25 protein-coding genes are annotated in these 24,652 nt (G+C 65.8%); 24 read left to right on the forward strand and 1 reads right to left on the reverse strand.

All coding sequences use genetic code 11. The annotated features are described in order from the left end of the window. The first annotated feature begins 51 nt into the window (after positions 1-51). The 7 genes from gmk (at position 52) to ABH922_RS09885 (ending at position 7,705) form a co-directional block, all read left to right on the forward strand. The gene (gene gmk, locus ABH922_RS09855; RefSeq protein ID WP_424806746.1) at positions 52-648 is read left to right on the forward strand and encodes a guanylate kinase; all 597 of its coding nucleotides are present in this window, start codon (positions 52-54) and stop codon (positions 646-648) included. A gap of 89 nt (positions 649-737) precedes the next feature. Then, complete coding sequence (gene rpoZ, locus ABH922_RS09860) at positions 738-1,028, forward strand: DNA-directed RNA polymerase subunit omega (protein ID WP_424806747.1); 291 nt, start codon at positions 738-740, stop codon at positions 1,026-1,028. Next, positions 1,025-2,329, forward strand: a complete 1,305-nt coding sequence (gene coaBC, locus ABH922_RS09865) for a bifunctional phosphopantothenoylcysteine decarboxylase/phosphopantothenate--cysteine ligase CoaBC (protein WP_424806748.1) — start codon at positions 1,025-1,027, stop codon at positions 2,327-2,329. Before rpoZ ends, coaBC begins: the two co-directional genes overlap by 4 nt. Positions 2,330-2,522: 193 nt before the next feature. Then, positions 2,523-3,737 (forward strand): methionine adenosyltransferase, encoded by a 1,215-nt coding sequence (gene metK, locus ABH922_RS09870; RefSeq protein WP_424806749.1) that lies wholly within the window; start codon positions 2,523-2,525, stop codon positions 3,735-3,737. Between the two features lie 40 nt (positions 3,738-3,777). Continuing rightward, a complete protein-coding gene (locus ABH922_RS09875) occupies positions 3,778-5,796 on the forward strand; it encodes a primosomal protein N' (protein WP_424806750.1) in 2,019 nt (672 codons plus the stop codon). Between the two features lie 165 nt (positions 5,797-5,961). Continuing rightward, a complete protein-coding gene (locus ABH922_RS09880; protein ID WP_424809618.1) occupies positions 5,962-6,612 on the forward strand; it encodes a PadR family transcriptional regulator in 651 nt (216 codons plus the stop codon). Positions 6,613-6,733: 121 nt separating this feature from the next. Beyond that, positions 6,734-7,705 carry an esterase/lipase family protein gene (locus ABH922_RS09885; protein ID WP_424806751.1) on the forward strand — a complete coding sequence of 324 codons (972 nt, stop codon included), beginning with the start codon at positions 6,734-6,736 and terminating at the stop codon, positions 7,703-7,705. A gap of 68 nt (positions 7,706-7,773) precedes the next feature. Here ABH922_RS09885 and ABH922_RS09890 read toward each other — a convergent pair whose 3' ends face one another. Further along, on the reverse strand, positions 7,774-7,980 hold the full coding sequence (locus ABH922_RS09890; protein ID WP_424806752.1) for a hypothetical protein: 207 nt from the start codon (positions 7,978-7,980) through the stop codon (positions 7,774-7,776). A gap of 247 nt (positions 7,981-8,227) precedes the next feature. On the opposite strand from ABH922_RS09890, the gene fmt reads away from it, so the two are divergent. From fmt to secG, 17 genes are all read left to right on the forward strand, one after another. Then, the gene (gene fmt / locus ABH922_RS09895; RefSeq protein ID WP_424806753.1) at positions 8,228-9,151 is read left to right on the forward strand and encodes a methionyl-tRNA formyltransferase; all 924 of its coding nucleotides are present in this window, start codon (positions 8,228-8,230) and stop codon (positions 9,149-9,151) included. Beyond that, positions 9,148-10,596 carry an RsmB/NOP family class I SAM-dependent RNA methyltransferase gene (locus tag ABH922_RS09900; RefSeq protein ID WP_424806754.1) on the forward strand — a complete coding sequence of 483 codons (1,449 nt, stop codon included), beginning with the start codon at positions 9,148-9,150 and terminating at the stop codon, positions 10,594-10,596. The genes fmt and ABH922_RS09900 overlap by 4 nt, the downstream gene beginning before the upstream one ends. A 67-nt stretch (positions 10,597-10,663) precedes the next feature. Further along, positions 10,664-11,011 carry an MmcQ/YjbR family DNA-binding protein gene (locus ABH922_RS09905; RefSeq protein WP_424806755.1) on the forward strand — a complete coding sequence of 116 codons (348 nt, stop codon included), beginning with the start codon at positions 10,664-10,666 and terminating at the stop codon, positions 11,009-11,011. 63 nt (positions 11,012-11,074) lie between these two features. Further along, complete coding sequence (gene rpe / locus ABH922_RS09910) at positions 11,075-11,758, forward strand: ribulose-phosphate 3-epimerase (RefSeq protein ID WP_424806756.1); 684 nt, start codon at positions 11,075-11,077, stop codon at positions 11,756-11,758. A gap of 8 nt (positions 11,759-11,766) precedes the next feature. Further along, positions 11,767-12,819 carry a bifunctional diaminohydroxyphosphoribosylaminopyrimidine deaminase/5-amino-6-(5-phosphoribosylamino)uracil reductase RibD gene (ribD, locus tag ABH922_RS09915; RefSeq protein ID WP_424806757.1) on the forward strand — a complete coding sequence of 351 codons (1,053 nt, stop codon included), beginning with the start codon at positions 11,767-11,769 and terminating at the stop codon, positions 12,817-12,819. 4 nt (positions 12,820-12,823) lie between these two features. Further along, positions 12,824-13,432, forward strand: a complete 609-nt coding sequence (locus tag ABH922_RS09920; protein ID WP_424806758.1) for a riboflavin synthase — start codon at positions 12,824-12,826, stop codon at positions 13,430-13,432. Between the two features lie 100 nt (positions 13,433-13,532). Further along, the gene (locus tag ABH922_RS09925) at positions 13,533-14,807 is read left to right on the forward strand and encodes a bifunctional 3,4-dihydroxy-2-butanone-4-phosphate synthase/GTP cyclohydrolase II (RefSeq protein WP_424806759.1); all 1,275 of its coding nucleotides are present in this window, start codon (positions 13,533-13,535) and stop codon (positions 14,805-14,807) included. After that, positions 14,804-15,301, forward strand: a complete 498-nt coding sequence (gene ribH, locus ABH922_RS09930) for a 6,7-dimethyl-8-ribityllumazine synthase (RefSeq protein ID WP_424806760.1) — start codon at positions 14,804-14,806, stop codon at positions 15,299-15,301. The genes ABH922_RS09925 and ribH overlap by 4 nt, the downstream gene beginning before the upstream one ends. After that, a complete protein-coding gene (locus ABH922_RS09935; protein WP_424806761.1) occupies positions 15,298-15,765 on the forward strand; it encodes a PH domain-containing protein in 468 nt (155 codons plus the stop codon). The genes ribH and ABH922_RS09935 overlap by 4 nt, the downstream gene beginning before the upstream one ends. An 85-nt stretch (positions 15,766-15,850) precedes the next feature. Further along, complete coding sequence (uvrC, locus tag ABH922_RS09940; RefSeq protein ID WP_424806762.1) at positions 15,851-18,022, forward strand: excinuclease ABC subunit UvrC; 2,172 nt, start codon at positions 15,851-15,853, stop codon at positions 18,020-18,022. A gap of 29 nt (positions 18,023-18,051) precedes the next feature. Further along, positions 18,052-18,918: an RNase adapter RapZ gene (gene rapZ / locus ABH922_RS09945; RefSeq protein ID WP_424806763.1), complete on the forward strand. Its 867-nt coding sequence runs from the start codon at positions 18,052-18,054 to the stop codon at positions 18,916-18,918. Further along, the gene (locus ABH922_RS09950; RefSeq protein WP_424806764.1) at positions 18,915-19,985 is read left to right on the forward strand and encodes a gluconeogenesis factor YvcK family protein; all 1,071 of its coding nucleotides are present in this window, start codon (positions 18,915-18,917) and stop codon (positions 19,983-19,985) included. Before rapZ ends, ABH922_RS09950 begins: the two co-directional genes overlap by 4 nt. Continuing rightward, positions 19,976-20,959 carry a DNA-binding protein WhiA gene (gene whiA / locus ABH922_RS09955; protein WP_424806765.1) on the forward strand — a complete coding sequence of 328 codons (984 nt, stop codon included), beginning with the start codon at positions 19,976-19,978 and terminating at the stop codon, positions 20,957-20,959. Before ABH922_RS09950 ends, whiA begins: the two co-directional genes overlap by 10 nt. A gap of 165 nt (positions 20,960-21,124) precedes the next feature. After that, a complete protein-coding gene (gene gap, locus ABH922_RS09960; RefSeq protein WP_424806766.1) occupies positions 21,125-22,144 on the forward strand; it encodes a type I glyceraldehyde-3-phosphate dehydrogenase in 1,020 nt (339 codons plus the stop codon). An 18-nt stretch (positions 22,145-22,162) separates the two neighbouring features. Then, positions 22,163-23,374, forward strand: a complete 1,212-nt coding sequence (locus ABH922_RS09965) for a phosphoglycerate kinase (protein ID WP_424806767.1) — start codon at positions 22,163-22,165, stop codon at positions 23,372-23,374. A gap of 6 nt (positions 23,375-23,380) precedes the next feature. Continuing rightward, complete coding sequence (tpiA, locus tag ABH922_RS09970; protein ID WP_424806768.1) at positions 23,381-24,166, forward strand: triose-phosphate isomerase; 786 nt, start codon at positions 23,381-23,383, stop codon at positions 24,164-24,166. A 180-nt stretch (positions 24,167-24,346) separates the two neighbouring features. Further along, complete coding sequence (secG, locus tag ABH922_RS09975) at positions 24,347-24,580, forward strand: preprotein translocase subunit SecG (protein ID WP_424806769.1); 234 nt, start codon at positions 24,347-24,349, stop codon at positions 24,578-24,580. Positions 24,581-24,652 lie beyond the last annotated feature (72 nt).

A 24,652-nucleotide genomic window follows, 5' to 3' on the forward strand; every position in this document is an offset into this window, starting at 1 on the left:
TGATGAGTACTGACGCATCAATGGTGACGATTGCCGCGACAACCACGTTTCATGAGTGCTGAGGCTGTGTCAGAGAGCAATACCGCAGGACAGAGGGGTCGGCTGGTAGTACTGGCCGGCCCTTCGGCTGTCGGTAAGTCCAGCGTCGTTCGTGAACTGCACACTCGGCTCCCGGAACTGGTGTTCAGCGTGTCCGCGACCACTCGTGACCCCAGGCCGGGCGAGGTGGACGGCAAGGACTACCGCTTCACGTCGAAGGCGGAGTTCCAACGGATGATCGACTCCGGGGAGCTGCTCGAATGGGCGGAAATCCACGGCGGATTGCAACGCTCCGGAACGCCGGCCGCACCGATCGAAGCCGCACTCGCCGCCGGTAAGCCGGTGCTCGTCGAGGTGGACCTGGCCGGGGCGCGCGCGGTCCGCACAGCCAAGCCCGACGCGGTACTGGTGTTCATGGCGCCGCCGAGTTGGGACGTCCTGGTGCAGCGACTGACCGGTCGCGGGACCGAAACGGAGGACGTCGTCGCCCGAAGGCTCGAGACCGCACGGGTGGAATTGGCAGCGCAGGGCGAGTTCGACACGGTCATCGTGAACGAGGATGTCAGCCGCGCTTGCGACGAGTTGGTATCCTTGTTGGTCGGTAACTGATTTCCATCGTGTATGACGGATACCCAAACGATTCCGGCGTGTTTCACGCGAGCCGATCTTCAATCGAATCAATTTCAGGAGACATAAGAGTGAGCAGCATTTCACCCGCAGGCCAGGGCGCTCTGCCTGCCTACGACACCCCGCTCGGTATCACCAACCCGCCGATCGACGAGTTGCTCGAACGTACGTCGTCGAAGTACGCCCTGGTCATCTACTCGGCCAAGCGTGCCCGCCAGATCAACGACTACTACAACCAGCTCGGGGACGGCATCCTCGAGTACGTCGGGCCCCTGGTCGAGCCGGGCTTGCAGGAGAAGCCGCTGTCCATCGCCCTGCGCGAAATCCACGCTGATCTCCTCGAGCACACCGAAGGCGAGTGAGCGCTGCATCTGCCACGCCCGCACCCGGCTCGGGTAGCGGGTCGGTGGCGGAGGGGTCCGTTACGGCTCGTAAACGAGTCGTCGTCGGTGTCGGGGGCGGAATCGCCGCGTACAAGGCGTGCGCGATCATCCGCAGCTTCACCGAGAGTGGTCATCACGTACGTGTGATACCCACTCCGTCCGCACTCGAGTTCGTCGGTCGTGCGACCTTCGAGGCGCTGTCCGGAAACCCGGTACACACCGGTGTCTTCTCCGATGTTCCGCAGGTTCCGCACGTTCGATTGGGGCAAGAAGCCGATCTCGTCGTCATCGCGCCGGCAACGGCAGATCTGATGGCGCGCGCCGCAACGGGCCGTGCCGACGACCTCCTGACCGCCACCTTGCTCACGGCTCGCTGTCCGGTCGTGTTCGCCCCCGCCATGCACACCGAGATGTGGGAACACCCTGCGACGGTCGCCAATGTCGCCACCCTGCGTTCGCGTGGTACGCACGTCGTGGAACCGGCGTCCGGGCGCTTGACCGGTAAGGACACCGGCGCAGGTCGTCTACCAGAACCCGACGAGATCGTCGCACTGGCGTCGCTGCTCCTCGAACGTGGTGACGCCCTGCCACGCGACCTCGAAGGCAAGCGTGTGCTGATCACCGCCGGTGGTACCCGCGAACCGTTGGATCCCGTTCGATTCCTCGGCAACCGGAGTTCGGGCAAGCAGGGCTATGCGTTGGCGCGGTTGGCGGCGCAGCGCGGTGCCGAGGTGACGCTGATCGCCGGATACACCTCCGATCTGACCGATCCCGCTGCCGTGGACGTCGTCCACGTCAAGACGGCCGACGATCTTCGTCTGGCCGTGCAGAAGCACGCCCCCGGTCACGACGGCATCGTGATGGCCGCGGCAGTGGCCGACTTCCGTCCCACCACGGTCCAGGGGAGCAAGATCAAGAAGGGGGCCGACGAACCCGATTCGATAGCCCTCACTCGTAACCCCGACATCCTGGCCGGGCTCGTCGAATCCCGTCGTGACGGTGAGCTGGACAAGAACACGGTAATCGTCGGATTCGCTGCCGAAACCGGCGACGCACACGGTGACGTGCTCAGCTACGCCAGATCCAAACTCGCGCGCAAGGGCTGCGATCTGCTCGTGGTCAACGCCGTGGGGGAGGGCAAAGCGTTCGAGGTGGACCACAACGACGGCTGGCTACTGGGGTCGGACGGTTCGGAGTCGGCACTCGAACACGGATCGAAGGCGTTGATGGCCAGTCGAGTGCTCGATGCACTGGTCGGCCTGTTGACCGAGCGCGCCTGACCGATGAGAGGTTCGCCACCGATTTCGGGTGAGCGTAAGGGTGTTGCGTCGGCGCCGCAGCCGTTATCGTCGGCTCGGTCCGGCATCTGTTACACGCACGGCCTGCCCGATGCAGGAAATCGGCCACCGGACGGTGGCTTCGATACTTCACTAGGCTGTAAGTCAATCAACTCAGGCGTCGAGAGGGAGATCTGTGAGCAAGTCCGGTAGTCGGCTATTCACCAGCGAGTCCGTGACCGAGGGTCATCCGGACAAGATCTGTGACGCGATCAGCGACTCGATTCTGGATGCACTCCTGACGCAGGACCCGCGTGCGCGCGTCGCCGTGGAAACGCTGGTGACCACCGGTCAGGTGCACGTCGCCGGTGAGGTGACGACCTCCGCGTACGCCGACATCCCGCAGATCGTTCGCAACACGGTTCTCGAAATCGGTTACGACAGCTCCGCGAAAGGCTTCGACGGAAACTCGTGCGGAGTCAACGTCGCGATCGGTGCCCAGTCGCCGGAGATCGCGCAGGGTGTCGATCACTCTCACGAAGCACGGGTCGACGGTGTCGACGACGACGAGATCGACCGTCAGGGCGCAGGCGATCAGGGTTTGATGTTCGGCTACGCCACCCGTGACACCCCGGAACTGATGCCGCTTCCCATCGCGTTGGCTCACCGGCTCTCCCGTCGCTTGACCGAGGTCCGCAAGTCCGGTGTCCTGCCGTACCTGCGCCCGGACGGTAAGACCCAGGTCACCATCGAATACGACGGCGACAAGGCAGTTCGGCTCGACACGGTCGTCATCTCCACCCAGCACGCGGCGGACATCGACCTGGACAACCTGTTGACACCCGATCTTCGCGAGAAGGTTCTCAACTCCGTCCTCGCGGACGTGAACCTTGCCGAGTTGGACACCTCCGACGTTCGTCTTCTGGTGAACCCGACGGGCAAGTTCGTCCTCGGCGGGCCGATGGGTGACGCCGGTCTGACCGGCCGCAAGATCATCGTCGACACCTACGGCGGTATGGCTCGTCACGGCGGTGGCGCATTCTCCGGAAAGGACCCGTCCAAGGTCGACCGCAGCGCCGCATACGCGATGCGCTGGGTGGCCAAGAACGCGGTGGCCGCCGGTCTCGCCGATCGCATCGAAGTTCAGGTTGCCTACGCCATCGGCAAGGCGGCACCGGTCGGTCTGTTCGTCGAGACCTTCGGTACCGAGAAAACAGATCCGGCGCGGATCCAGAAGGCGATCACCGATGTCTTCGACCTGCGCCCCGGTGCGATCATCCGCGACCTGGATCTGCTTCGCCCGATCTACGCGCAGACCGCCGCGTACGGCCACTTCGGCCGCACCGACATCGATCTGCCGTGGGAGAACACCGACCGTGCGGACAAGCTGCGTAGCGCAGCCGGTCTCTGATCGGGAGCACGCAGGTCACCGACATACGGGCGGAGCGTGAGTGGGCGCAGAGAGAGTAGCGGCAGATGTCGATCCGGTCGCCCGGGTCCTGCCGATTCTTCCGCTCGCTCACCTCGACCGGGAGTTCGACTATCTCGTTCCCGCCGACATCGAAGCGGATGCGCAACCCGGAGTTCGGGTACGCATCCGCTTCGCCGGTCGTCTGGTCGACGGCTTCATTGTCTCGCGGGCTGCGACGAGTGAGCACCAGGGTAAGTTCGGCTGGCTCGAACGCGTCATCTCACCGGAACGGGTACTGACGACGGAAATCGGTGTGTTGGTCGACCGCGTGGCCGAGCGTTATGCCGGCACCCGTGCGGACGTACTGCGGCTCGCGGTTCCTCCACGTCACGCCAAAGTCGAGGGCGAGGACCGGGAGTCGGCGGGGGATCTACCATCCGTCGAGCTCTCGGAATCGGGATGGGACCGATACCAGCACGGCGGCGCCTTCGTCACTGCAGTCCGCGAAGCTCGTAATCCTCGCGCTGTGTGGCAAGCGTTGCCGGGGGAGAACTGGCCGCTGCGAATCGCCGAGTTGGCGGCCCTGGTCGCATCGTCGGGAAAGAGCGCGGTTCTCGTCGTACCCGACCAACGAGACCTCGATCGGGTGGTCGCCGCCTGTACGGGTGTCGTGGGCGAGCGCGCGGTCGTGGGGTTGTCGGCGGGATTGGGACCGGCCATGCGGTACCGCCGGTGGTTGGCGGCACTTCGCGGAACCGCCCGCATCGTCGTCGGCACCCGCAGCGCGGTCTTCGCCCCCACTCCGGACACGGGTCTGGTGGTGGTGTGGGACGACGGCGACGACAATCTCTCCGAACCACGTTCGCCGTACCCGCACGCTCGCGAAGTCGCGGTCCTTCGTGGACATGTAGCCGGCTGCGCCGTCCTGATCGGAGGGTTCTCCCGTACCGCGGAATCCCAAGTGCTCGTCGACTCCGGATGGGCGCACGATCTGGTTGCGTCCCGTGACGTCGTTCGTGCCCGATCTCCCAAGATCACCGCGCTGGCGGACAGCGATCAGGCGCTCGCCCGTGATCCCGGCGCCCGCGCGGCGCGACTACCCGCGATCGCCTTCGCCGCCGCCCGGCGTGCGCTCGGTGCGGGGCGCGGGGTTCTGGTGCAGGTTCCCCGTCGTGGGTACGTCCCGACTTTGGCCTGCGGTAAATGTCGCGCGCCCGCACGCTGTCGTCGGTGCAACGGACCGCTGGCGCTCCCGGCCGCGGCCGGCCCGGACGGTGCGGGAACCCCCGCGTGTCGATGGTGCGGTGTGGCCGATGCGGCGTATCGGTGTCATGCCTGTGGTGCGAAGGCACTGCGCGCCGTCGTGGTGGGGGCCGGACGCACCGCAGAAGAGCTCGGCCGCGCGTTTCCGGGGGTGAAGGTGGTGCTCTCCGGCGGCGGTGACGTGATCAAGGAGCTCGCTCAGGGGCCGGCGCTGGTGGTCTCGACGGTCGGAGCGGAGCCGGTGATGACCGGCGGGTTCGGAGCGGCGCTCCTTCTCGACGGATGGGCCCTTCTGGGAAGACCGGACTTGCGAGCGGCCGAGGAGACGCTGCGACGGTGGATGACCGCTGCGGCAATGGTGATCCCGCTGGCCGAAGGTGGCGAGGTCGTGGTGGTCGCGGACTCGGGTATCCCGACGGTGCAGGCACTGGTGCGATGGGATCCGGTGGGGCACGCGCGGTCCCAACTCGACGAGCGCGACGAGGTCGGGTTTCCGCCGGCGGTGCACATGGCGGCGATCGACGGTGGAGCGGCGGCGATCGCGGAGTTGGTCGACTCGGCCGAACTCCCGTCGAGCGCAGAACTGCTCGGTCCAGTGGAATTGCCTGCAGGAGAGCGCCTTCCCTACTCCGGCGACGACGAGGACGGGGTGGCTCCGGAACGAATGTTGGTGCGGGTGCCTCGCAAAGACGGTCGCGCGCTTGCCGACGCGCTGGCTCATGCCAGGGCCGCGCGGAGTGCGCGAAAGTCGTCCGGTCCGGTCCGGATCCAGATCGATCCGCGACGGATCGGTTGACAGGCCGGTTGTCGGCAAGTTGTTGCGTGCGACTTTATGACGATATATCGTCGAACTATCAACGATAGGGAGATGATCATGGAAGCAAGTTTTCCCGCCGAGGGAATGTTCGGACGCCGCGGATTCTTCGGTGGTTTCGGGCGCGATCTGCGCCCGCCGTTCGTGATGTGGGTGCCCACCGACGACGAGAACGAGGAGGGGCACAGTGGCCGTCGCGGTCATCCGCACGAGCGCCCGGACTTCGGCGACATGCCGAAGCGGGGTCACCGGCGCGGACGGTTCGGGCCCGACGGCGGGCCGGGGCCCGGATTCGGCCCCGGCGCTCAGTTCGGGCGCGGACGAGGACGAGGCGGGCGAGGACGTCGAGGTGACGTCCGGGCGGCGATCCTGCTCCTCGTCGCCGAAGAGCCGATGCACGGATACGAGCTCATCCAGCAGATCGTCGAACGTAGCGGTGGCGTGTGGAAGCCGAGTCCCGGCTCCATCTACCCGGCCCTGTCCCAACTCGAGGACGAAGGTCTGGTGATCATCGAGAAAGTCGCCGGACGCAAGACCGCCAAACTCACCGAAGAAGGCGTCACATACGTCGCCGAGCACCGCGCCGACCTCGGTGCACCCTGGGACGACGTCCGTCGCAGCGTCGGTGCGCCGGACCAGGATCTGCGCGAACTCATCGGCCAACTGATGGGCGCGGCGGGGCAGGTAGCGGCCGTCGGAACCGCCGCGCAGGTCAGCGCCGCCGCCGAAGTTCTGGTGGAGGCGCGTAAATCCCTGTACCGAGTCCTGGCAGGCGACGATTCGGCAGGTACGGCTTGACAGTCCGCTTCGGCAGCAGGGGTTCAGTGGCCGTCCGGGCTCCGGACGGCCACTGCCACGCGCTCTGATCAGCTTGGTGCTACCTTTACCTTCGTTCGGGACTCAGGCGGAGGAGAACACGGTGTCGGCAGTCATACGAATCTCCAGTCTTGCGTTCACCGGCGCTCTCGCTCTGGTAATCGGCACCAGTGCTCCGGCGTCGGCACTCGAACCGATGGCCGTCCCGATGCAGGCCGGACCCGCTCAGCTCACCCGCACGGCGGCTGCGGCGTACTCGGACACCCATGCGGACGCCGCACCCGCCGGCTCCAACGACTTCGACTGCGAGCCGACGCAAGCCCACCCGCGGCCGGTGGTGCTCGCACACGGCACCGATGCGAACGCGTACCGGGACTGGGCGGCACTTTCTCCAGCACTGGCAGCCGACGGCTTCTGCGTCTTCGTACTCAACTACGGCGGCGAACCGGACAAGACTGATTACGGCACCGGTGACATCACGGCCAGCGCAGCAGATTTCGGTACGTTCGTGCAGCAGGTGCTGGACGCGACCGGTGCCGATCAAGTCGATGTGGTCGGCTATTCCCAGGGCGCCACCGTCTCGCGGTACTACGTCAACACCCTCGGGGGCGCGTCGAAAGTGGGACATTGGGTCGGACTGGCATCACCCACCTACGGAGGTGTGATGTATGGCCTCGTGCCGCTCGTCCAAGCGATCCCGGGCGGGGAGGACGCCGTCGGTGCGCTCTTGTCGACCGCGGTGCGACAGCAGATGCAAGGCTCGGATCTACTGCGCACCGTGAACGAACCGTCCGACACCGTGCCGGGGGTGCAGTACACCACCATCGGTTCGCGAGTCGACGAGATGATCCAGCCGACCTCGAACATCGCCCTCCGCGGTGAGGGTGCACAGAACATCGTTCTACAGGATCTTTGCCCGCAGAACCTGAGCGGGCACTTCCGGATGCCGTACGACCCCTTCGTGATCGACACGGTCCGCATCGCTCTCGATCCCGCCGCCGAGCGGCACGCACCGTGCACCGTCGTGCCACTCGGCGCGGACATTGCCCAGGTGATCGTCGACGCCAATTCGTGAGCTGACGCCGAAGTCTCGAACGGGAAACGTTACGAGGTCACTCGGCGAGCTTCGCGGTGGCGTGCGCCTCAGGACGAACTGTTGGTGCCCAGGTCCTCGACGGTTGTGACGTCGAATGTCGCCTTCGTATGCTCACCGTCGGCGTCGCTGACGCCGTAGAGCGCCGCCAACTCGTCCACCGGTTTTACCGAATACGCCATCTCGAACTTTGCTGCCGATACCCGCCGTCGACGTTTCTGCCTGCGATCGGTGATCCAGAATCCCGGCGGCGCCACCCGACAGTCGATACCGACCTTCGGCGAATGCGCAGTGTTCTGATCATAGGCAGTGTTCTGATCAAAGAACGTGCCGAGAATGCGACCCGGCGCGGCGCGTGGTCATCGGGCGCCGTTCAGGTCTTTAGACTGGCAGTTCCAACCGCCGACACATCCGGGAGCATTTTCGTGAGTTGCAGTCCACCGCGTTCGACAAGCCGATCGGCGAAACAGAGTCCGAAGAGCCCGACGAAGCGGGGGAACTGACATGCGGGTCGTGTTCGCCGGAACACCTGAACCGGCGGTCCCCTCGCTGCGGCGGCTGATCGAATCGGACCGGCACGAGGTGGTTGCCGTCGTGACTCGCCCCGACGCGGTCGCCGGTCGTGGTCGTAAACTCACGCGTTCCCCGGTCGGCGCGCTCGCCGACGAACACGGCATCCCGGTGCTGACGCCGGCCAAGGCCTCCGACGAGGAATTCGCCGCCGAACTGGCGCGCCTCGAGCCTGACTGCGCACCCGTCGTCGCGTACGGGAACCTGCTGCCGCAGAACATCCTCGACATCCCGCGCTTCGGCTGGGTCAATCTGCATTTCTCACTGCTCCCCGCATGGCGCGGGGCAGCACCCGTCCAGGCCGCGATCAGCGCCGGGGACGAGGTCACCGGCGCGAGTGCGTTCCAGCTCGAAGCCGGAATGGATACCGGCCCGGTGTTCGGCGTCATGACCGAGCGGATCCGTGACACCGACACTGCCGGGGACCTTCTGGGCCGACTCGCCGATCACGGGGCCGGCCTGCTGGTGTCTGTTCTCGACGGCATCGAGGCAGCTGAGATCAACGCCGTCCCGCAATCCGAGGACGGAGTGTCGTACGCGCCCAAGGTTACCGTCGATGCCGCCCGGGTTCGATGGAATGTTCCCGCGGCCACCGTGGACCGGCACATCAGGGCTGTCACACCGGCCCCCGGCGCCTGGACCACGATCGGGGACCTTCGGATCAAACTAGGCCCGGTGAGCGTCACCGACGAGGTGTTGGCGGCCGGCGAGATCTCGGTGCGCAAGGATGGTTGCTACATCGGTACCGCGACTACCGCGGTACGACTCGGGCAGATTCAGCCCCCGGGCAAGAAATTGATGTCGGCAGGGGACTGGGCACGCGGTGCCCGACTCGACGCGGAGGTACGAGCACAGTGACCGAATCACGACGACCGGCCCGGCGGGCACAGAGCCCCGCCGCAAAATCCTCCGGCGGCGGCGCGGGCCGCAAACCGAAGCAGGCCAAGCGCCCCGATCCGGCTACGGCCGGGCTCGATCAACCGCGCCTGGCGGCACGCGACGTGCTGCGTGCGGTCCGCGAGCGGGACGCGTATGCGAACCTGGTGCTGCCCGGTTTGCTTCGTGACCGCAAACTCGACGCACGCGATGCGGCGCTCGCGACGGAACTGGCCTACGGCGCCGCTCGCGCGCAGGGGTTGTTGGATGCCGTGATCGCACACGCCGCCGGGCGCCCGATCGAGGAGATCGACGGCACCCTGCTCGACGTGCTCCGTCTGGGTTCGTATCAACTTCTGCGTACCCGCGTGGCCCCGCACGCTGCCGTTGCCACGTCCGTGGATCTGGTGCGCGCCGAGAACGGCCAGGGTCGTGCCGGGTTCGTCAACGCCGTGCTGCGCCGGGTGTCCGAACGCAGCCAGGACGAGTGGGTGGAACTGTTGGCCCCGACGGATCCGGTGGGACGACTGGCGTTCGAGCATGCTCATCCGATCTGGATCGCACAGGTGTTCGCCGATTCACTCGGGCCTGCTGCCGGCGAACTCGAGGAGGTTCTGATCGCCGACGACGCCCGGCCGGCGGTGCACCTGGTGGCCCGCCCGGGGGAGATCTCTGCCGAGGAGCTCGCGCTGGTCACCGGTGGTGAGATCGGCCCGTACTCGCCGTACGCCGTGCACCTCGACGGCGGCGATCCCGGACAGCTCGACGCAGTTCGCCAGGGTCTCGCCGGGGTACAGGACGAGGGCAGTCAGTTGGTGGCCCGGGCGCTGTCGTTGGCACCGCTGGAAGGCGACGACGCAGGCCGTTGGCTGGATCTGTGCGCCGGACCCGGCGGCAAGGCAGCGCTGCTCGGGGCATTGGCCGGCATCGAGGGCGGCCGTCTGGACGCCGTCGAACCGGTCGAGCATCGCGCCGAGCTGATCCGCAAGACCACTCGTGAGCTTCCCGTCGACGTGCGCGTCGCCGACGGCCGTGAGTCGGGGCTCGAGCCCGGGTACGACCGCATTCTCGTCGACGCTCCCTGCACGGGCCTCGGAGCCCTACGGCGGCGTCCGGAGGCGCGGTGGCGTCGTCAGCCGAGCGATGTCGCCCCGTTGGTGAAGTTGCAGCGCGAATTACTCGCCGCGGCAATCGAATTGGTTCGTCCGGGCGGGGTGGTGCTGTACTCCACCTGCTCGCCGCATCTGTCGGAGACCGTGGCGGTGGTCGCGGATGCGGTCCGACGCCACGGTGTCGTGGAACTGGACACCAAAGACCTGGTTCCCGGCGTTTCGGATACGGGTGAGGGGACGGCGGTGCAGCTGTGGCCGCACCGGCACGGTACCGACGCGATGTTCATGGCCGCCCTGCGTAAACCGTTGGGCTGATGCCCGGTGCGCCTTTGCGGTAGTGCGGACTACCGCAAAGGCGCACGGTGTGGCTATGGTGCCATACATGGTTACGTGGGAACGGGTAGTCGTACTGGGATCGGCATTTCCTTCGGTGGAAGAGTCGACCTCGTACAACACACCGGCTTTGAAGGTGGCGGGAAAGACTTTCGCCCGGTTACGAACGGAAGCGGAGGGCGCACTGGTGGTCATGTGCGGTCTCGACGAGAAGGAAGCTCTGCTCGCCGGCGGTGGAGCAGCGTTCTTCACCACCGATCACTATCATGGTCACGGCTCGATCCTGGTTCACCTGGAACTGATCGACGAAGTCCAATTGTCGGAAATGCTCGAGGACGCCTGGCGGATCAAGGCTCCGGCAAAGGTTCGTAAACTCCGGTCGACCGCATCGCGGTGACCGGCGGGCGGAGCCTGGACGGGCGTGCACGGACGGCTATGTCTCACAGCTAAACTCTCGAACGTGCCTTCACCGATGATTGCTCCGTCCATCCTGTCCGCCGACTTCGCTCGCCTCGCCGACGAAGCCGCCGCCGTAGCCGGCTCCGACTGGCTGCACGTCGATGTGATGGACGCGCATTTCGTGCCCAATCTGACTCTGGGTCTGCCGGTGGTCGAGAGCCTGTTGAAGGCGACGGACATTCCACTGGACTGCCACTTGATGATCGAGAACCCGGAGCGGTGGGCACCGCCGTACGCGGAAGCGGGCGCGTACAACGTCACGATTCACGCCGAAGCCACCGACGATCCGCGTTCGGTGGCCCGCGACATCCGCGCCGCAGGCGCCAAGGCCGGACTGAGCATCAAACCCGGAACACCCATCGACGACTACCTCGAGATCCTCGCGGATTTCGACACGCTGCTCATCATGAGTGTGGAGCCGGGTTTCGGCGGGCAGTCCTTCATGCCCCAGGTTCTCGACAAGGCACGCACCATTCGCAATCTCGTCGATTCGGGGGAGTTGACCCTCCTCGTCGAGATCGACGGCGGCATCAACGCAGCCACCATCGAGCAGGCCGCCGAGGCCGGTGTCGACTGTTTCGTCGCCGGTTCCGCGGTGTACGGGGCGAGCGATCCGGGTGCGGCGGTGCGCAAACTCCGCACCCAGGCCGCATCGGCGTCACCGCACCTGACGTTGTCGGTCTGAGCGCCGTGATGGCCAAAGGTGGACAGGCGTCGTCGGCCGATCTCGACGCCGCGATGCAGATCGCCCTGGCCGCAGCGGATTCCGCTCGCGGCTTCACCAGCCCCAACCCCCCGGTGGGGGCGGTGATCCTTGCCGTCGACGGCACCATCGCCGGCGTCGGCATGACGCAGCCGCCCGGCGGGCCGCATGCGGAGATCGTGGCGCTGTCCGAGGCCGGCTCGGCCGCTCGTGGTGGCACGGCGGTCGTGACCTTGGAACCGTGCAATCACCAGGGCCGAACGGGGCCGTGCTCGCAGGCACTGATCGAGGCAGGTGTCGCCGCGGTGGTCTACGCCGTCGGTGATCCCAACCCGGAAGCAACCGGCGGGGCCGCGACGTTGATGCGCGCCGGAATCAGCGTCAGTTCGGGATTGCGGGCGCCGGAGGTGGAAGCCGGACCATTACGGGCCTGGCTGCACAAACAGCGCACCGGCCGTCCGCACATCACCTGGAAGTACGCCGCCAGCCTCGACGGGCGTAGTGCTGCCGAGGACGGGACCAGCCAGTGGATCACCGGACCTCAGGCACGGGCGCGAGTGCATGCTCAGCGCGCGCAGCTCGACGCGATCATCGTCGGCACCGGCACGGTCCTCGCCGACGATCCGTGGCTCACCGCTCGCCAACCCAACGGTGAACTCGCTGCGCACCAGCCCGTGCGGGTGGTCGTCGGTAAACGTGAAGTACCTTCGACAGCAGCCATTCTCGATGACACCGCGCCGACGCTGGTGCTCGACACCGACGACATCGACGAGGTGATCGCCGCCCTCGGTGAGTACACCGACGTCCTCCTCGAAGGCGGTCCGCGTCTGGCCGGGGCGTTCCTTGCCGCCGGGTACGTCGACGTCATCGAGGCGTACATCGCGCCCATCCTCCTCGGCGCCGGGGCGTCGGCGCTCGTCGATGCCGGCGTGCACTCCATTGCCGATGCCCGCCGATTCCGGCTCGAATCCGCGGTAACGATCGGCCCCGATATTTTGTTGAGTCTGGTTCCGGAGATTTCCGCTCCGGGGAACGAGGAGTAGAAGCGTGTTCACAGGAATTGTGGAAGAACTCGGCGAGATCGTCGCCAAGGACGAACTGGTCGATGCGGCGCGCTTCACCGTGCGCGGACCCCTGGTCACCTCCGATGCCGGGCACGGCGATTCGATCGCCGTCAACGGTGTCTGCCTGACTGTCGTCGACATTCTCGCGGACGGTTCCTTCACCGCGGACGTCATGAAGGAGACACTCGACCGTTCCAGCCTCGCCAAGCTCGACGTGGGCAGCCGCGTCAATCTCGAGCGGGCGGCAGCGCTCAACAGCCGTCTCGGCGGCCACCTGGTTCAAGGTCACGTCGACGGCACCGGGCATGTCATCGCACGGTCGCCGTCCGAGAACTGGGAGGTCGTGCGCATCGCGCTGCCCGATTCCATTTCCCGGTACGTCGTCGAGAAGGGCTCGATCACGGTCGACGGTGTCTCGTTGACGGTCTCGGCACTGGGCGGGGAGAAGGGGTTCGAGTATTTCGAGATCTCGCTGATTCCCACCACCTTGGAGCTCACGACGCTGGGCACGGCTCCGGTCGGTACGCCGGTCAATCTCGAGGTGGACGTGATCGCCAAGTACGTCGAGCGCCTGCACGCCGCCGGGCGATAAAACACTCCGGCCCGCCGGGTCGTAGGGTTGTCAGTGCATCCCTCGGATGTACTCGTAGTATTCGATGACGTAGTAAGTCAAGACTTTGGAGTGCGAGCACGTGACCAGGTTCGACAGTATCGAGCGGGCAGTAGCGGACATCGCTGCAGGTAAAGCAGTAGTGGTCGTAGACGACGAGGATCGTGAGAACGAGGGCGATCTGATCTTCGCCGCGGAGAAGGCTACCCCCGAGTTGGTGGCGTTCATGGTCCGGTACACCTCCGGCTACCTGTGCGTACCGCTCGACGGCGACGACTGCGATCGTCTCGGCCTGCCGCCCATGTACGCGACGAATCAGGATAAGCACGGCACCGCGTACACGGTGACCGTCGACGCCCGTGAGGGCATCGGAACCGGTATCTCGGCGTCCGACCGGGCGGCGACGATGCGTCTGCTCGCCGACCCGAACACCGGGGCCAACGACTTCACCCGTCCGGGCCACGTCGTGCCGCTGCGCGCCAAGGAAGGCGGAGTACTCCGGCGCCCCGGTCACACCGAGGCCGCCGTCGACCTGGCCCGGATGGCAGATCTGCGCCCAGCCGGCGTGATCTGCGAGATCGTCAGTCAGAAGGACGAAGGCGCGATGGCTCAGACCGACGAGCTGCGCGTCTTCGCCGACGAACACAACCTTGCGCTCATCTCGATCGCCGACCTGATCGCCTGGCGTCGTAAGCACGAGAAGCACGTCCTGCGGATCGCGGAGGCCCGCATCCCCACCCGTCACGGCGAATTCACCGCCGTCGGCTACACGAGCATCTACGACGAGGTCGAACACGTCGCGCTCGTCCGCGGCGACATCGCCGGCCCGGACGGTGACGGCACCGATGTCCTGGTCCGGGTGCACTCGGAGTGTCTGACCGGTGACGTGTTCGGTTCGCTGCGTTGCGATTGCGGGCCGCAGCTCGACGCCGCACTGGACATGGTCGCTCAGGAGGGTCGCGGAGTCGTGCTGTACATGCGCGGACACGAGGGGCGTGGGATCGGGCTCATGCACAAGCTGCAGGCGTATCAACTCCAGGACGCCGGCTCGGACACCGTCGATGCCAACCTCGAGCTCGGCCTGCCCGCCGACGCCCGCGACTACGGTATCGGCGCTCAGATTCTCGTGGACCTGGGCATCACCTCGATGCGTCTGCTCACCAACAACCCGGCCAAGCGTGTCGGTCTGGACGGATACGGCCTGCAGATCACCGATCGGGTGCCGATGCCGTTGCGAGCCAATGCCGAGAATCTGACGTATCTGCGGACCAAGCGTGACCGGATGGGCCACGACCTGATCGGGCTCGACGAGTACGAGGCCGCACAGAAGGTGTCGGAAAACGGGGGTGCGGTGTGAGTGGCGAAGGCCAACCGGATCTCGCCATCGGCGAGGCGAGGGATCTGAAGCTGGGGATCGTCGCCGGACAGTGGCACCAGACCATCTCCGAAGCGTTGATCGCGGGTGCGTACCGGGTGGCCGAGACCGCCGGGATCGCCGACGTGACGCTGGTGCGGGTGGCGGGCGCAATCGAACTGCCGGTCGTCGCACAAGCACTGGCCCGAACTCATGACGCCGTGGTCGCCCTCGGTGTCGTGATTCGCGGTGGGACGCCGCACTTCGAGTACGTGTGTGATGCGGTCACCGCCGGTCTCACCCGGGTGTCGCTGGACGAGAGCACCCCGGTCGGGAACGGTGTTCTCACCACGAACACCGAGCAACAGGCACTCGACCGTTCCGGTCTGCCGGGCAGCGTCGAGGACAAAGGCGCGCAGGCGTGCGCGGCGGCGTTGGACGCAGCGGTCACCCTGCGCACCCTGCGCGGGCCGGCCGCCGGGAGTGCGCTCCGATGAGTGCCACCGCGAGCGGGGAGTGGGAGTTCGTCGCGGCTCCTCGGAAATCGAAGCGGTTCGCGATCGGTGTGGCTGCACTGTTGGTCGTCATTCACCTCACGCTCGCGTTGCTGCTCCGGCAAGGGTCGACGGGCGTCTACTTTCGGACCGCGGATCAGTTGGCCATGGCATTGATCGGTCTCGTTCTCGCCGGTGGTGTATTGATGCTCACTCGCCCGCAGGTGAAGGTCGGTGCCCGCGGTATCGCAGTGCGCAACATCCTGGGCGAGAAGATCGTCGACTGGGATCTGTTCGAGGGATTGTCCTTCCCGGACGGCGCTGCCTGGGCTCGGATCGAACTACCCGACGACGAGTACATGCCGGTCATGGCGATCCAGGCAAACGATCGCGAGTACGCGGTGGCTGCCGTCGAACGATTCCGGGAGTTGGCAGACCGCTACGACGTGGTGCCGTCCGAGTCCTGAACCCGGCCGGTCAGGCCGGACGGTTGCGGGGCTCGGTGGCGGGTGTCCGGTCGTTTCGGTCGGAGGCGGCGACTAACGTGGAAGCGTGCCGGATCCCTCTACTTACCGCCCCGCGACCGGAACGATTCCGGTGGCTCCCGGAGTGTACAAATTTCGTGATCCACATGGTCGGGTCATCTACGTCGGCAAAGCGAAGAGTCTTCGCTCGCGCCTGAACTCGTACTTCGCCGACGTCACGTCCCTGCACCCGCGAACTCGGCAGATGGTGACAACGGCGGGAAGCGTCGAGTGGACTGTCGTCAGTACCGAGGTGGAGGCACTTCAGCTCGAGTACAACTGGATCAAGGAATTCGATCCGCGGTTCAACGTGCGGTACCGGGACGACAAGACGTATCCCGTTCTGGCGGTGACGCTCAACGAGGAGTTTCCGCGTTTGTTCGTCTACCGCGGCCCGCGCCGACGAGGCGTGCGGTACTTCGGCCCGTACTCGCATGCCTGGGCGATTCGCGAGACCCTCGACCTGCTGCTGCGGGTGTTCCCCGCTCGTACCTGTACGACAGGGGTGTTCAAGCGGCACAACCAGATCGGGCGTCCCTGCCTGCTCGGGTACATCGACAAGTGCTCGGCGCCTTGCGTCGGACGAGTCAGCGCCGACGAGCATCGACAGATCGTCGACGATTTCTGCGACTTTCTCGCCGGCCGTACCGACAAGCTGGTGCGCGATCTGGAGAAGCGGATGCAGCAGGCCGCCGAAGATCTCGACTTCGAGACCGCAGCCCGGCTGCGAGACGACATCGGAGCGCTCCGCAAGGCACTCGAGAAGCAGGCCGTCGTCCTCGGCGACGGGACGGACGCCGATCTGGTGGCGTTCGCCACCGATGATCTCGAGGCCGCTGTCCAGGTGTTTCATGTTCGCGGTGGGCGAGTTCGCGGCCAGCGTGGCTGGGTCGTGGAAAAGGCCGGTGACGCCATCGACTGGGCGGCGCTCGACGCCGAATCGGACCTCCCTCTGCTGGTCGAGCAGTTCCTCACCCAGTTCTACGGGGAACAGGCCTCGCTGGATCCGGGAACCGGCCCGGAGAGTGGAACGAGCGCAGTTCCGAAGGAGGTTCTCGTCCCGGTCATGCCACCCAATGCATCCCAGATCCAAGCCTGGCTCAGTGATCTCCGCGGATCCCAGGTCCAATTGCGGGTGCCGCAGCGCGGCGACAAGAAGGATCTGGCCGACACGGTTGCACGCAACGCCAAGGAAGCTCTCGCTCAACACAAGCTCAAGCGGGCCGGTGATTTCACCTCGCGCTCGGCCGCACTGCAAGGCATCCAGGAGGCGCTCGACCTCGATTCGGCGCCGCTGCGGATCGAGTGCATCGACATCAGCCATGTTCAGGGCACCGACGTGGTGGCGTCGTTGGTCGTCTTCGAAGACGGGCTGCCCCGTAAATCCGACTACCGGCACTACGCAATCAAGGAGGCTGCCGGCGACGGACACTCCGACGACGTCGCGTCCATCGCCGAGGTCACCCGGCGCCGGTTCCTGCGGCACAACCGTGATCTCGGGATCCTCGCGAACTCTGCGGCGGGTATGGACGCCGACGGAGGTGACCTCGCACCCGACGCCGCGATCGATCCGCAGACCGGACGACCACGGCGCTTCGCCTATCCGCCCAACCTGTTCGTCGTCGACGGCGGCCAACCCCAGGTGACGGCGGCAGCTGCGGTGCTCGACGAGTTGGGAGTCACCGACGTCGCGGTCGTCGGTCTGGCCAAACGACTCGAAGAGGTCTGGGTACCGGGTGAGGAGGACCCGGTGATCCTGCCCCGAACGAGCGAATCCTTGTACCTGCTCCAACGTATCCGTGACGAGGCGCACCGCTTCGCCATCACTTTTCACCGCAGCAAACGCTCACGCCGGATGACGGCGTCGGCACTGGATTCGGTGAAGGGGTTGGGCGAGACGCGGCGAACCGCACTGGTCACTCATTTCGGTTCGGTCGCGAAACTGAAAACGGCGACGGTCGAGGAAATCACGGCGGTGCCCGGCGTCGGTGCGACGACAGCGCGGGCGGTCCTGGCGGCTCTGAACAGCGAACCGTCGGACACCGTGAGTACGCCGGATCGGGCTTCCGGTGCGGTGGTAGGAGATGATGAGGTCGACGCACACCGCGTCGCCGTCGATCGGCCCGTCGTGACCGAGGCCGAACCCGGCGGTGAGGGGCGAGAATTGTCCATGCCGACGACAGGGCCGAGTACACAGTGAGCACAGAGCGCGCACAGGAAAGTCGAACCATGGAATTCCTTCTGGTGACCGGGCTTTCCGGTGCGGGATTGAGTACCGCGGCGAAGGTACTCGAGGATCTGGGCTGGTATGTGGCCGACAACCTGCCACCTGAGTTGATCTCGCGGATGGTGGGTCTGAGCCTGACCTCGGACCCGCCCGTCGACCGCCTCGCCGTGGTCATCGACGTTCGCAGCCGCCTGTTCACCGGGGATCTCGGCTGGGTTCTGACCGAACTCGAAGCCGAACCGGTCACCACGCGGGTGTTGTATCTCGAGGCGTCCGACGAGGTCTTGATACGCCGCTTCGAGCAGGTCCGGCGCAGTCATCCGCTGCAGCACGACGGGGTGGACGGCACCTTGTCCGAGGGGGTTGCGGCCGAGCGGCGGCAGTTGGCGGTGGTGCGTGCGGCTGCCGATCTGGTGATCGACACGTCTGCGTTGAAGGCCCACGAGCTGCGACAGAAAATCGAATCCGCCTTCGGTAACGACGCCAACGGGACCATGAAGGTGACCGTGCAGTCTTTCGGGTTCAAGTACGGACTACCGATGGACGCCGACCTGGTGTGCGATGTGCGCTTCCTACCCAATCCGCACTGGATTCCGGAACTGCGTCCGCACACCGGCCAGGATGCGGACGTGCGTGACTATGTGCTCTCGCAGGACGGCGCGCAGGACTATCTCGACACCTATCTGCATCTGCTCGAGTTGACGATCGCAGGGTATCGCCGAGAAGGGAAGCGCTACATGACAATTGCGGTTGGATGCACCGGGGGTAAGCATCGCAGTGTTGCGATGAGCGAGGCGTTGACGCGCAGACTCGGTTCGACCGACGCCATCGCGGTCGGTGTCGTGCATCGAGATCTGGGGCGAGAATGAGCAGCAACGAGGACAGCGCCGTCGGTGGTGCGCCGGCGATCGTCGCGCTCGGCGGCGGCCACGGACTCTTCGCGACGTTGCAGGCCGTCCGCCGGCTGACCCCGGACGTGACGGCCGTGGTGACGGTCGCCGACGACGGTGGTTCTTCGGGAAGGTTGCGCGCCGAGCTGGGTGTCATTCCGCCGGGGGATCTGCGGATGGCATTGGCAGCGCTCGCCGCGGACGATCCGAACGTCGACGACTGGACTCGCACCATTCAGCACCGCTTCGGTGGCGTCGGCGCGCTCGCCGGTCACTCCGTGGGCAATCTCATCCTCGCCGGACTGACGGAGGTGTTGGGCGATCCGGTCGCGGCACTCGACGAGATGGTCCGTTTGCTGCGGATTCGTGGGCGGGTGCTGCCGATGTCCCCGATCGCCCTCGACATCGAGGCCGACGTGCAAGGACTCGAGGACGATCCACGGGTCAGCCGGTGCATTCGTGGGCAGGTCGCGGTCGCCACCACACCGGGCAAGGTCAGGCGGGTACGCCTCCTGCCGTTCAGCCCACCGGCGTGCCCGGAGGTGATCACCGCCGTCGATCGTGCCGACCTGGTGGTGCTGGGCCCGGGATCGTGGTTCTCGAGTGTTATTCCTCACGTTCTCGTTCCCGAACTGCTCGATTCGCTCTCGTCTACTTCGGCACGAAAAGCGCTCGTGCTCAACCTTGCGCCGGAACCGGGGGAGACCGCCGGATTCTCCGCGGAGCGGCACCTGCACGTACTCTCCCAACATGCGCCCGGTTTTCGGGTCGACTTCGTCGTGGTGGATTCGGCGTCGGTACCCCCGGGCCGCGAACGTGAGCACCTGCAACGCACTGCAGGCAATCTCGGCGGCAAGGTCATGTTCGCCGATGTCGCGAACCAGACCGGGGAGTCCGCTCACGTCCACGACCCCGTCAAACTCGCGCAGGTGTTGGCGGACTTGATCGACGTCGACGACCCGATTGCGGCGGCAGGGGTCCGTCGACAGGCACCACAGACACAGCATTCGGCAGTAGAGCAGAGGGAGAACGCTTCGTGGCAATGACAGCGGAGGTCAAGGACGAACTGAGCCGGCTGGTGGTGACGCAGGTGAGTTGCCGCAAAGCCGAGGTCTCCGCCTTGCTGCGGTTCGCCGGTGGCCTTCACATCGTTGCCGGTCGAGTAGTGGTGGAGGCGGAGGTGGATCTCGGATCCACCGCGCGGCGGCTCCGGCGCGAGATCTTCGACCTGTTCACCTACAGCGCCGACGTGCACGTGCTCAGCGCGGGCGGTCTACGTAAATCCGCGCGGTACATCGTGCGAGTGGCCAAGGAAGGCGAAGCACTCGCCCGCCAGACCGGTCTGCTGGATCTGCGCGGACGGCCGGTGCGCGGACTGCCGGCGCAGGTTGTCGGCGGCACCGTCGGCGACGCCGAGGCGGCATGGCGCGGGGCGTTCCTCGCGCACGGGTCGCTGACCGAGCCCGGCCGATCGTCCGCACTCGAAGTGAGCTGCCCCGGGCCAGAGGCAGCGCTGGCTCTGGTCGGCGCTGCACGCCGATTGGGTATCTCCGCGAAAGCCCGCGAGGTACGCGGAACCGATCGAGTGGTCATCCGCGACGGCGAGGCGATCGGTGATCTCCTGACCAGAATGGGTGCGCAGGACACGCGGTTGGTGTGGGAGGAACGGCGGATGCGTCGGGAAGTGCGCGCTACCGCGAACCGGCTCGCGAATTTCGACGACGCCAACCTGCGACGCTCGGCGCGGGCGGCTGTCGCGGCAGCCGCCCGGGTCGAACGTGCGCTCGAGATTCTGGGCGAGGACGTCCCGGATCATCTCGCGGCAGCCGGTGCGTTGCGCATCGAACATCGGCAGGCATCGCTCGAAGAGCTGGGTCAGCTGGCCGATCCACCGATGACCAAAGATGCGGTGGCAGGCCGGATTCGGCGTCTGCTCTCGATGGCCGACCGTAAAGCGAGGGATACCGGGATCCCGGACACGGAATCGGCGGTCAGTGCGGAGTTACTCGAAGAGGGCTGAGCCACTCGGCCGAGTCTGCACAGGGTGGGCTGCGCAGACTCGGGCCTCGCACATTAGGGTAGGAGTGACATCGACCGATGGACCCCACGGAAGTCCATGCACACATGGATTCGATTCACGCGTGGGTAGAAGTGCACACCAGAATCATGGGCAAAGGAGCCAATTGTGACTGTCCGGGTAGGCGTAAACGGTTTCGGCCGTATCGGACGTAACTTCTTCAGGGCGGTGGACGCACAGAAAGCACTGGGCACCACCGACATCGAGATCGTCGCGGTCAACGACCTGACCGACAACGCAACTCTGGCTCACCTTCTCAAGTACGATTCGATCCTCGGCCGTCTGCCGTACGACGTTTCGCTCGACGGCGACGACACCATCGTCGTCGGCGATCAGCGCATCAAGGCACTCGCGCACCGCGGACCGTTGAACGAGCTTCCCTGGGGCGAGCTGGGCGTCGACGTCGTCGTCGAGTCCACCGGCATCTTCACCGACGCAGCCAAGGCCAAGGGCCACCTCGAAGCAGGTGCCAAGAAGGTCATCATCTCGGCTCCGGCCAAGGGCGAAGACATCACCATCGTCATGGGCGTGAACGACGACAAGTACGACGGCAGCCAGAACATCATCTCCAACGCCTCGTGCACCACCAACTGCCTCGGCCCCATCGCCAAGGTCCTCGACGACGAGTTCGGCATCGTCAAGGGTCTGATGACCACGATCCACGCGTACACGCAGGATCAGAACCTGCAGGACGCACCGCACTCGGATCTGCGTCGCGCTCGCGCTGCCGCACTGAACATCGTGCCCACCGGCACCGGTGCAGCCAAGGCCATCGGCCTGGTTCTCCCGCAGCTTCTCGGCAAGCTCGACGGCTACGCACTCCGGGTGCCGATCCCCACAGGTTCGGTCACCGACCTCACCGCGAACCTGCGCACGTCGGCCACCGCCGACGAGATCAACGCCGCGATGAAGGCCGCAGCCGAGGGCCCCCTCAAGGGCATCCTCAAGTACACGGACGCTCCGATCGTCTCCTCGGACATCGTCACCGACCCGCACTCGTCGATCTTCGACTCGGGTCTGACGAAGGTCATCGACGACCAGGTCAAGATCGTGTCCTGGTACGACAACGAGTGGGGTTACTCCAACCGTCTGGCCGACCTCATCGGCCTCGTCGCCAAGTCCCTGTAGAGCGGAGTTTCGATAACAGTGGCAGTTCAGACGCTGAAGGATCTGCTGGACGCCGGGGTAGAGGGGCGCACCGTTCTGGTGCGTTCCGACCTCAACGTCCCGTTGGATGGCGGAGAGATCACCGACCCGGGCCGTATCGTCGCGTCTGCTCCCACCCTGCGGGCTCTGGCCGAGGGCGGAGCGAAGGTCATCGTGACCGCGCACCTCGGTCGTCCCGACGGTCAGCCCGATCCCAAGTTCTCGCTCGCACCGGTGGCGGCGAAGCTGTCCGAGATCCTCGGACGCAACGTGCAGCTTGCCGGTGACGTCGTGGGACAGGACGCGCTGGCTCGATCCGAAGGACTCACCGACGGTGACGTCCTGCTGCTCGAGAACATCCGTTTCGACCCTCGCGAGACCAGCAAGGACGAAGCCGAGCGAGTCAAGCTCGCCAAGGCTCTCGTCGAGCTGGTCGGTGACGACGGCGCATTCGTCTCCGACGGATTCGGCGTGGTGCACCGCAAGCAGGCGTCGGTCTTCGACGTGGCCAAGTTGCTCCCGCATTATGCGGGGTACCTGGTCGGTGCCGAGGTCGAGGTGCTGGCCAAGCTCACTCAGGACGCCGAGCGTCCGTACGCGGTGGTGCTGGGCGGCTCCAAGGTCTCGGACAAGCTGGCTGTCATCGAGGCGCTGGCCCCGAAGGTCGACACACTGGTGATCGGCGGCGGAATGTTCTACACGTTCCTCGCCGCTCAGGGTGTGTCCGTGGGTAATTCGCTGTGCGAAGAGTCCATGATCGACACCTGCAAGGATCTTCTCGATCGGTACGCGGACGTCATCCACATCCCGCAGGATGTCGTGGTCGCGGACTCCTTCTCGGCTGACGCCGAATCGAAGATCGTCTCGTTCAGCGAGATTCCGGACGGTTGGATGGGTCTGGACATCGGGCCGGAGTCGGTCAAGCGTTTCGCGGCGATCCTGCGCGGCGCGAAGACGGTGTTCTGGAACGGTCCGATGGGTGTGTTCGAGTTCCCGAAGTTCGAGGCCGGTACTCGCGGAGTCGCCGAGGCGATCGTCGAAGCCACCGAGGGCGGCGCGTTCAGCGTTGTCGGCGGCGGAGATTCGGCTGCCGCGGTCCGTCAGCTCGGAATCCCGGACGAAGGTTTTTCGCACATCTCCACCGGCGGCGGTGCTTCCCTCGAATACCTCGAGGGCAAAGAGCTTCCCGGCATCGCAGTATTGGAAGGCTGATCGCACATGTCACGTAAGCCGTTGATCGCCGGCAACTGGAAGATGAATCTCAATCACCTCGAGGCCATCGCCCTGGTGCAGAAGATCGCTTTCGCGTTGCCCGCGAAGTACTTCGACAAAGTGGACGTCACGGTCATCCCGCCGTTCACCGACATCCGAAGCGTCCAGACGTTGATCGAGGGTGACAAGCTCCTGCTCACGTACGGCGCACAGGACGTCTCGGCTCAGGATTCGGGCGCGTTCACCGGTGAGATCAGCGGTGCGATGCTGGCCAAGCTCGGCTGCACCTATGTCGTGGTCGGACACTCCGAGCGTCGCACCCTGCACGGGGAGACCAACGAGACCGTTCTCGCCAAGACCAAGGCGGCGCTGAAGAACTCCATCACCCCGATCGTATGCATCGGGGAAGGCCTCGAGGTTCGCGAAGCGGGCGATCACGTCGCCTACAACGTCGAACAGCTGAAGGGCTCGCTCGCCGGTCTGAGCGCGGAGGAGATCGCCAAGATCGTCATCGCGTACGAGCCGGTCTGGGCCATCGGAACCGGCCGCGTCGCCAGCGCCGAGGACGCACAGGAAGTGTGCGCCGCGGTGCGCCGGACGGTCGGTGAACTTGCCGACGCCGAGGTCGCTGCCGGTGTGCGGGTCCTGTACGGCGGGAGCGTCAGCTCGAAGAACGTCGGCGAGATCGTCGGACAGAGTGACGTGGACGGCGCACTGGTCGGCGGAGCTTCGCTCAAGGCCGACGAGTTCGCGTCGCTGTCGGCGATCGCTGCAGGCGGACCGCTGCTCTGATCGGCTGATTCGCAGACAGAATACCCCTGCGGGTGCGTGGCGCACGGTCACCCACCCGCAGGGGTGTATCGGTACCGGTACACCCCGGCAACTGCGGGTGTGTGGTCGGGTGAGCCGCATCCGCCTGTATGGTGTTACCGGTTGTAGTTGTCCCTATTGGATTGGCGGACGTAAACAGACATGAAACTGTTCTTGGATATCCTGCTGGTCGTCACCAGCTTGCTTCTCATCCTGTTGGTGCTGCTGCACCGCGGTAAGGGCGGCGGTTTGTCGAGCCTGTTCGGCGGCGGTGTCCAGTCCAGCCTTTCCGGTTCGACCGTGGTCGAGAAGAACCTCGACCGGCTGACCGTGTTCACGGCCGCGATCTGGGTTATCTCGATCATCGGTATCGGATTGGAAATCAAGTTCGCCTGAGGCGGTCGCCACATTCCGCCACCTGGAACCCCGCCATCGAGCGGGGTTCTTCGTTTCGGTCGATAATTGAAC

It is taken from the genome of Rhodococcus sp. 27YEA15, assembly GCF_049739425.1.
In the GTDB taxonomy this organism is placed as follows: Bacteria; Actinomycetota; Actinomycetes; order Mycobacteriales; family Mycobacteriaceae; genus Rhodococcus_F.

Bases quoted from the DNA above. Each gene is read 5' to 3' on its own strand.
- gmk (WP_424806746.1), top strand. From the start codon at position 52: ATGAGTGCTGAGGCTGTGTCAGAGAGCAATACCGCAGGACAGAGGGGT.
- ABH922_RS09880 (WP_424809618.1), top strand. From the start codon at position 5,962: ATGTGGGTGCCCACCGACGACGAGAACGAGGAGGGGCACAGTGGCCGT.
- fmt (WP_424806753.1), top strand. From the start codon at position 8,228: ATGCGGGTCGTGTTCGCCGGAACACCTGAACCGGCGGTCCCCTCGCTG.
- ABH922_RS09905 (WP_424806755.1), top strand. From the start codon at position 10,664: ATGGTTACGTGGGAACGGGTAGTCGTACTGGGATCGGCATTTCCTTCG.
- ribD (WP_424806757.1), top strand. From the start codon at position 11,767: ATGGCCAAAGGTGGACAGGCGTCGTCGGCCGATCTCGACGCCGCGATG.
- ABH922_RS09935 (WP_424806761.1), top strand. From the start codon at position 15,298: ATGAGTGCCACCGCGAGCGGGGAGTGGGAGTTCGTCGCGGCTCCTCGG.
- rapZ (WP_424806763.1), top strand. From the start codon at position 18,052: ATGGAATTCCTTCTGGTGACCGGGCTTTCCGGTGCGGGATTGAGTACC.
- ABH922_RS09950 (WP_424806764.1), top strand. From the start codon at position 18,915: ATGAGCAGCAACGAGGACAGCGCCGTCGGTGGTGCGCCGGCGATCGTC.
- tpiA (WP_424806768.1), top strand. From the start codon at position 23,381: ATGTCACGTAAGCCGTTGATCGCCGGCAACTGGAAGATGAATCTCAAT.
- secG (WP_424806769.1), top strand. From the start codon at position 24,347: ATGAAACTGTTCTTGGATATCCTGCTGGTCGTCACCAGCTTGCTTCTC.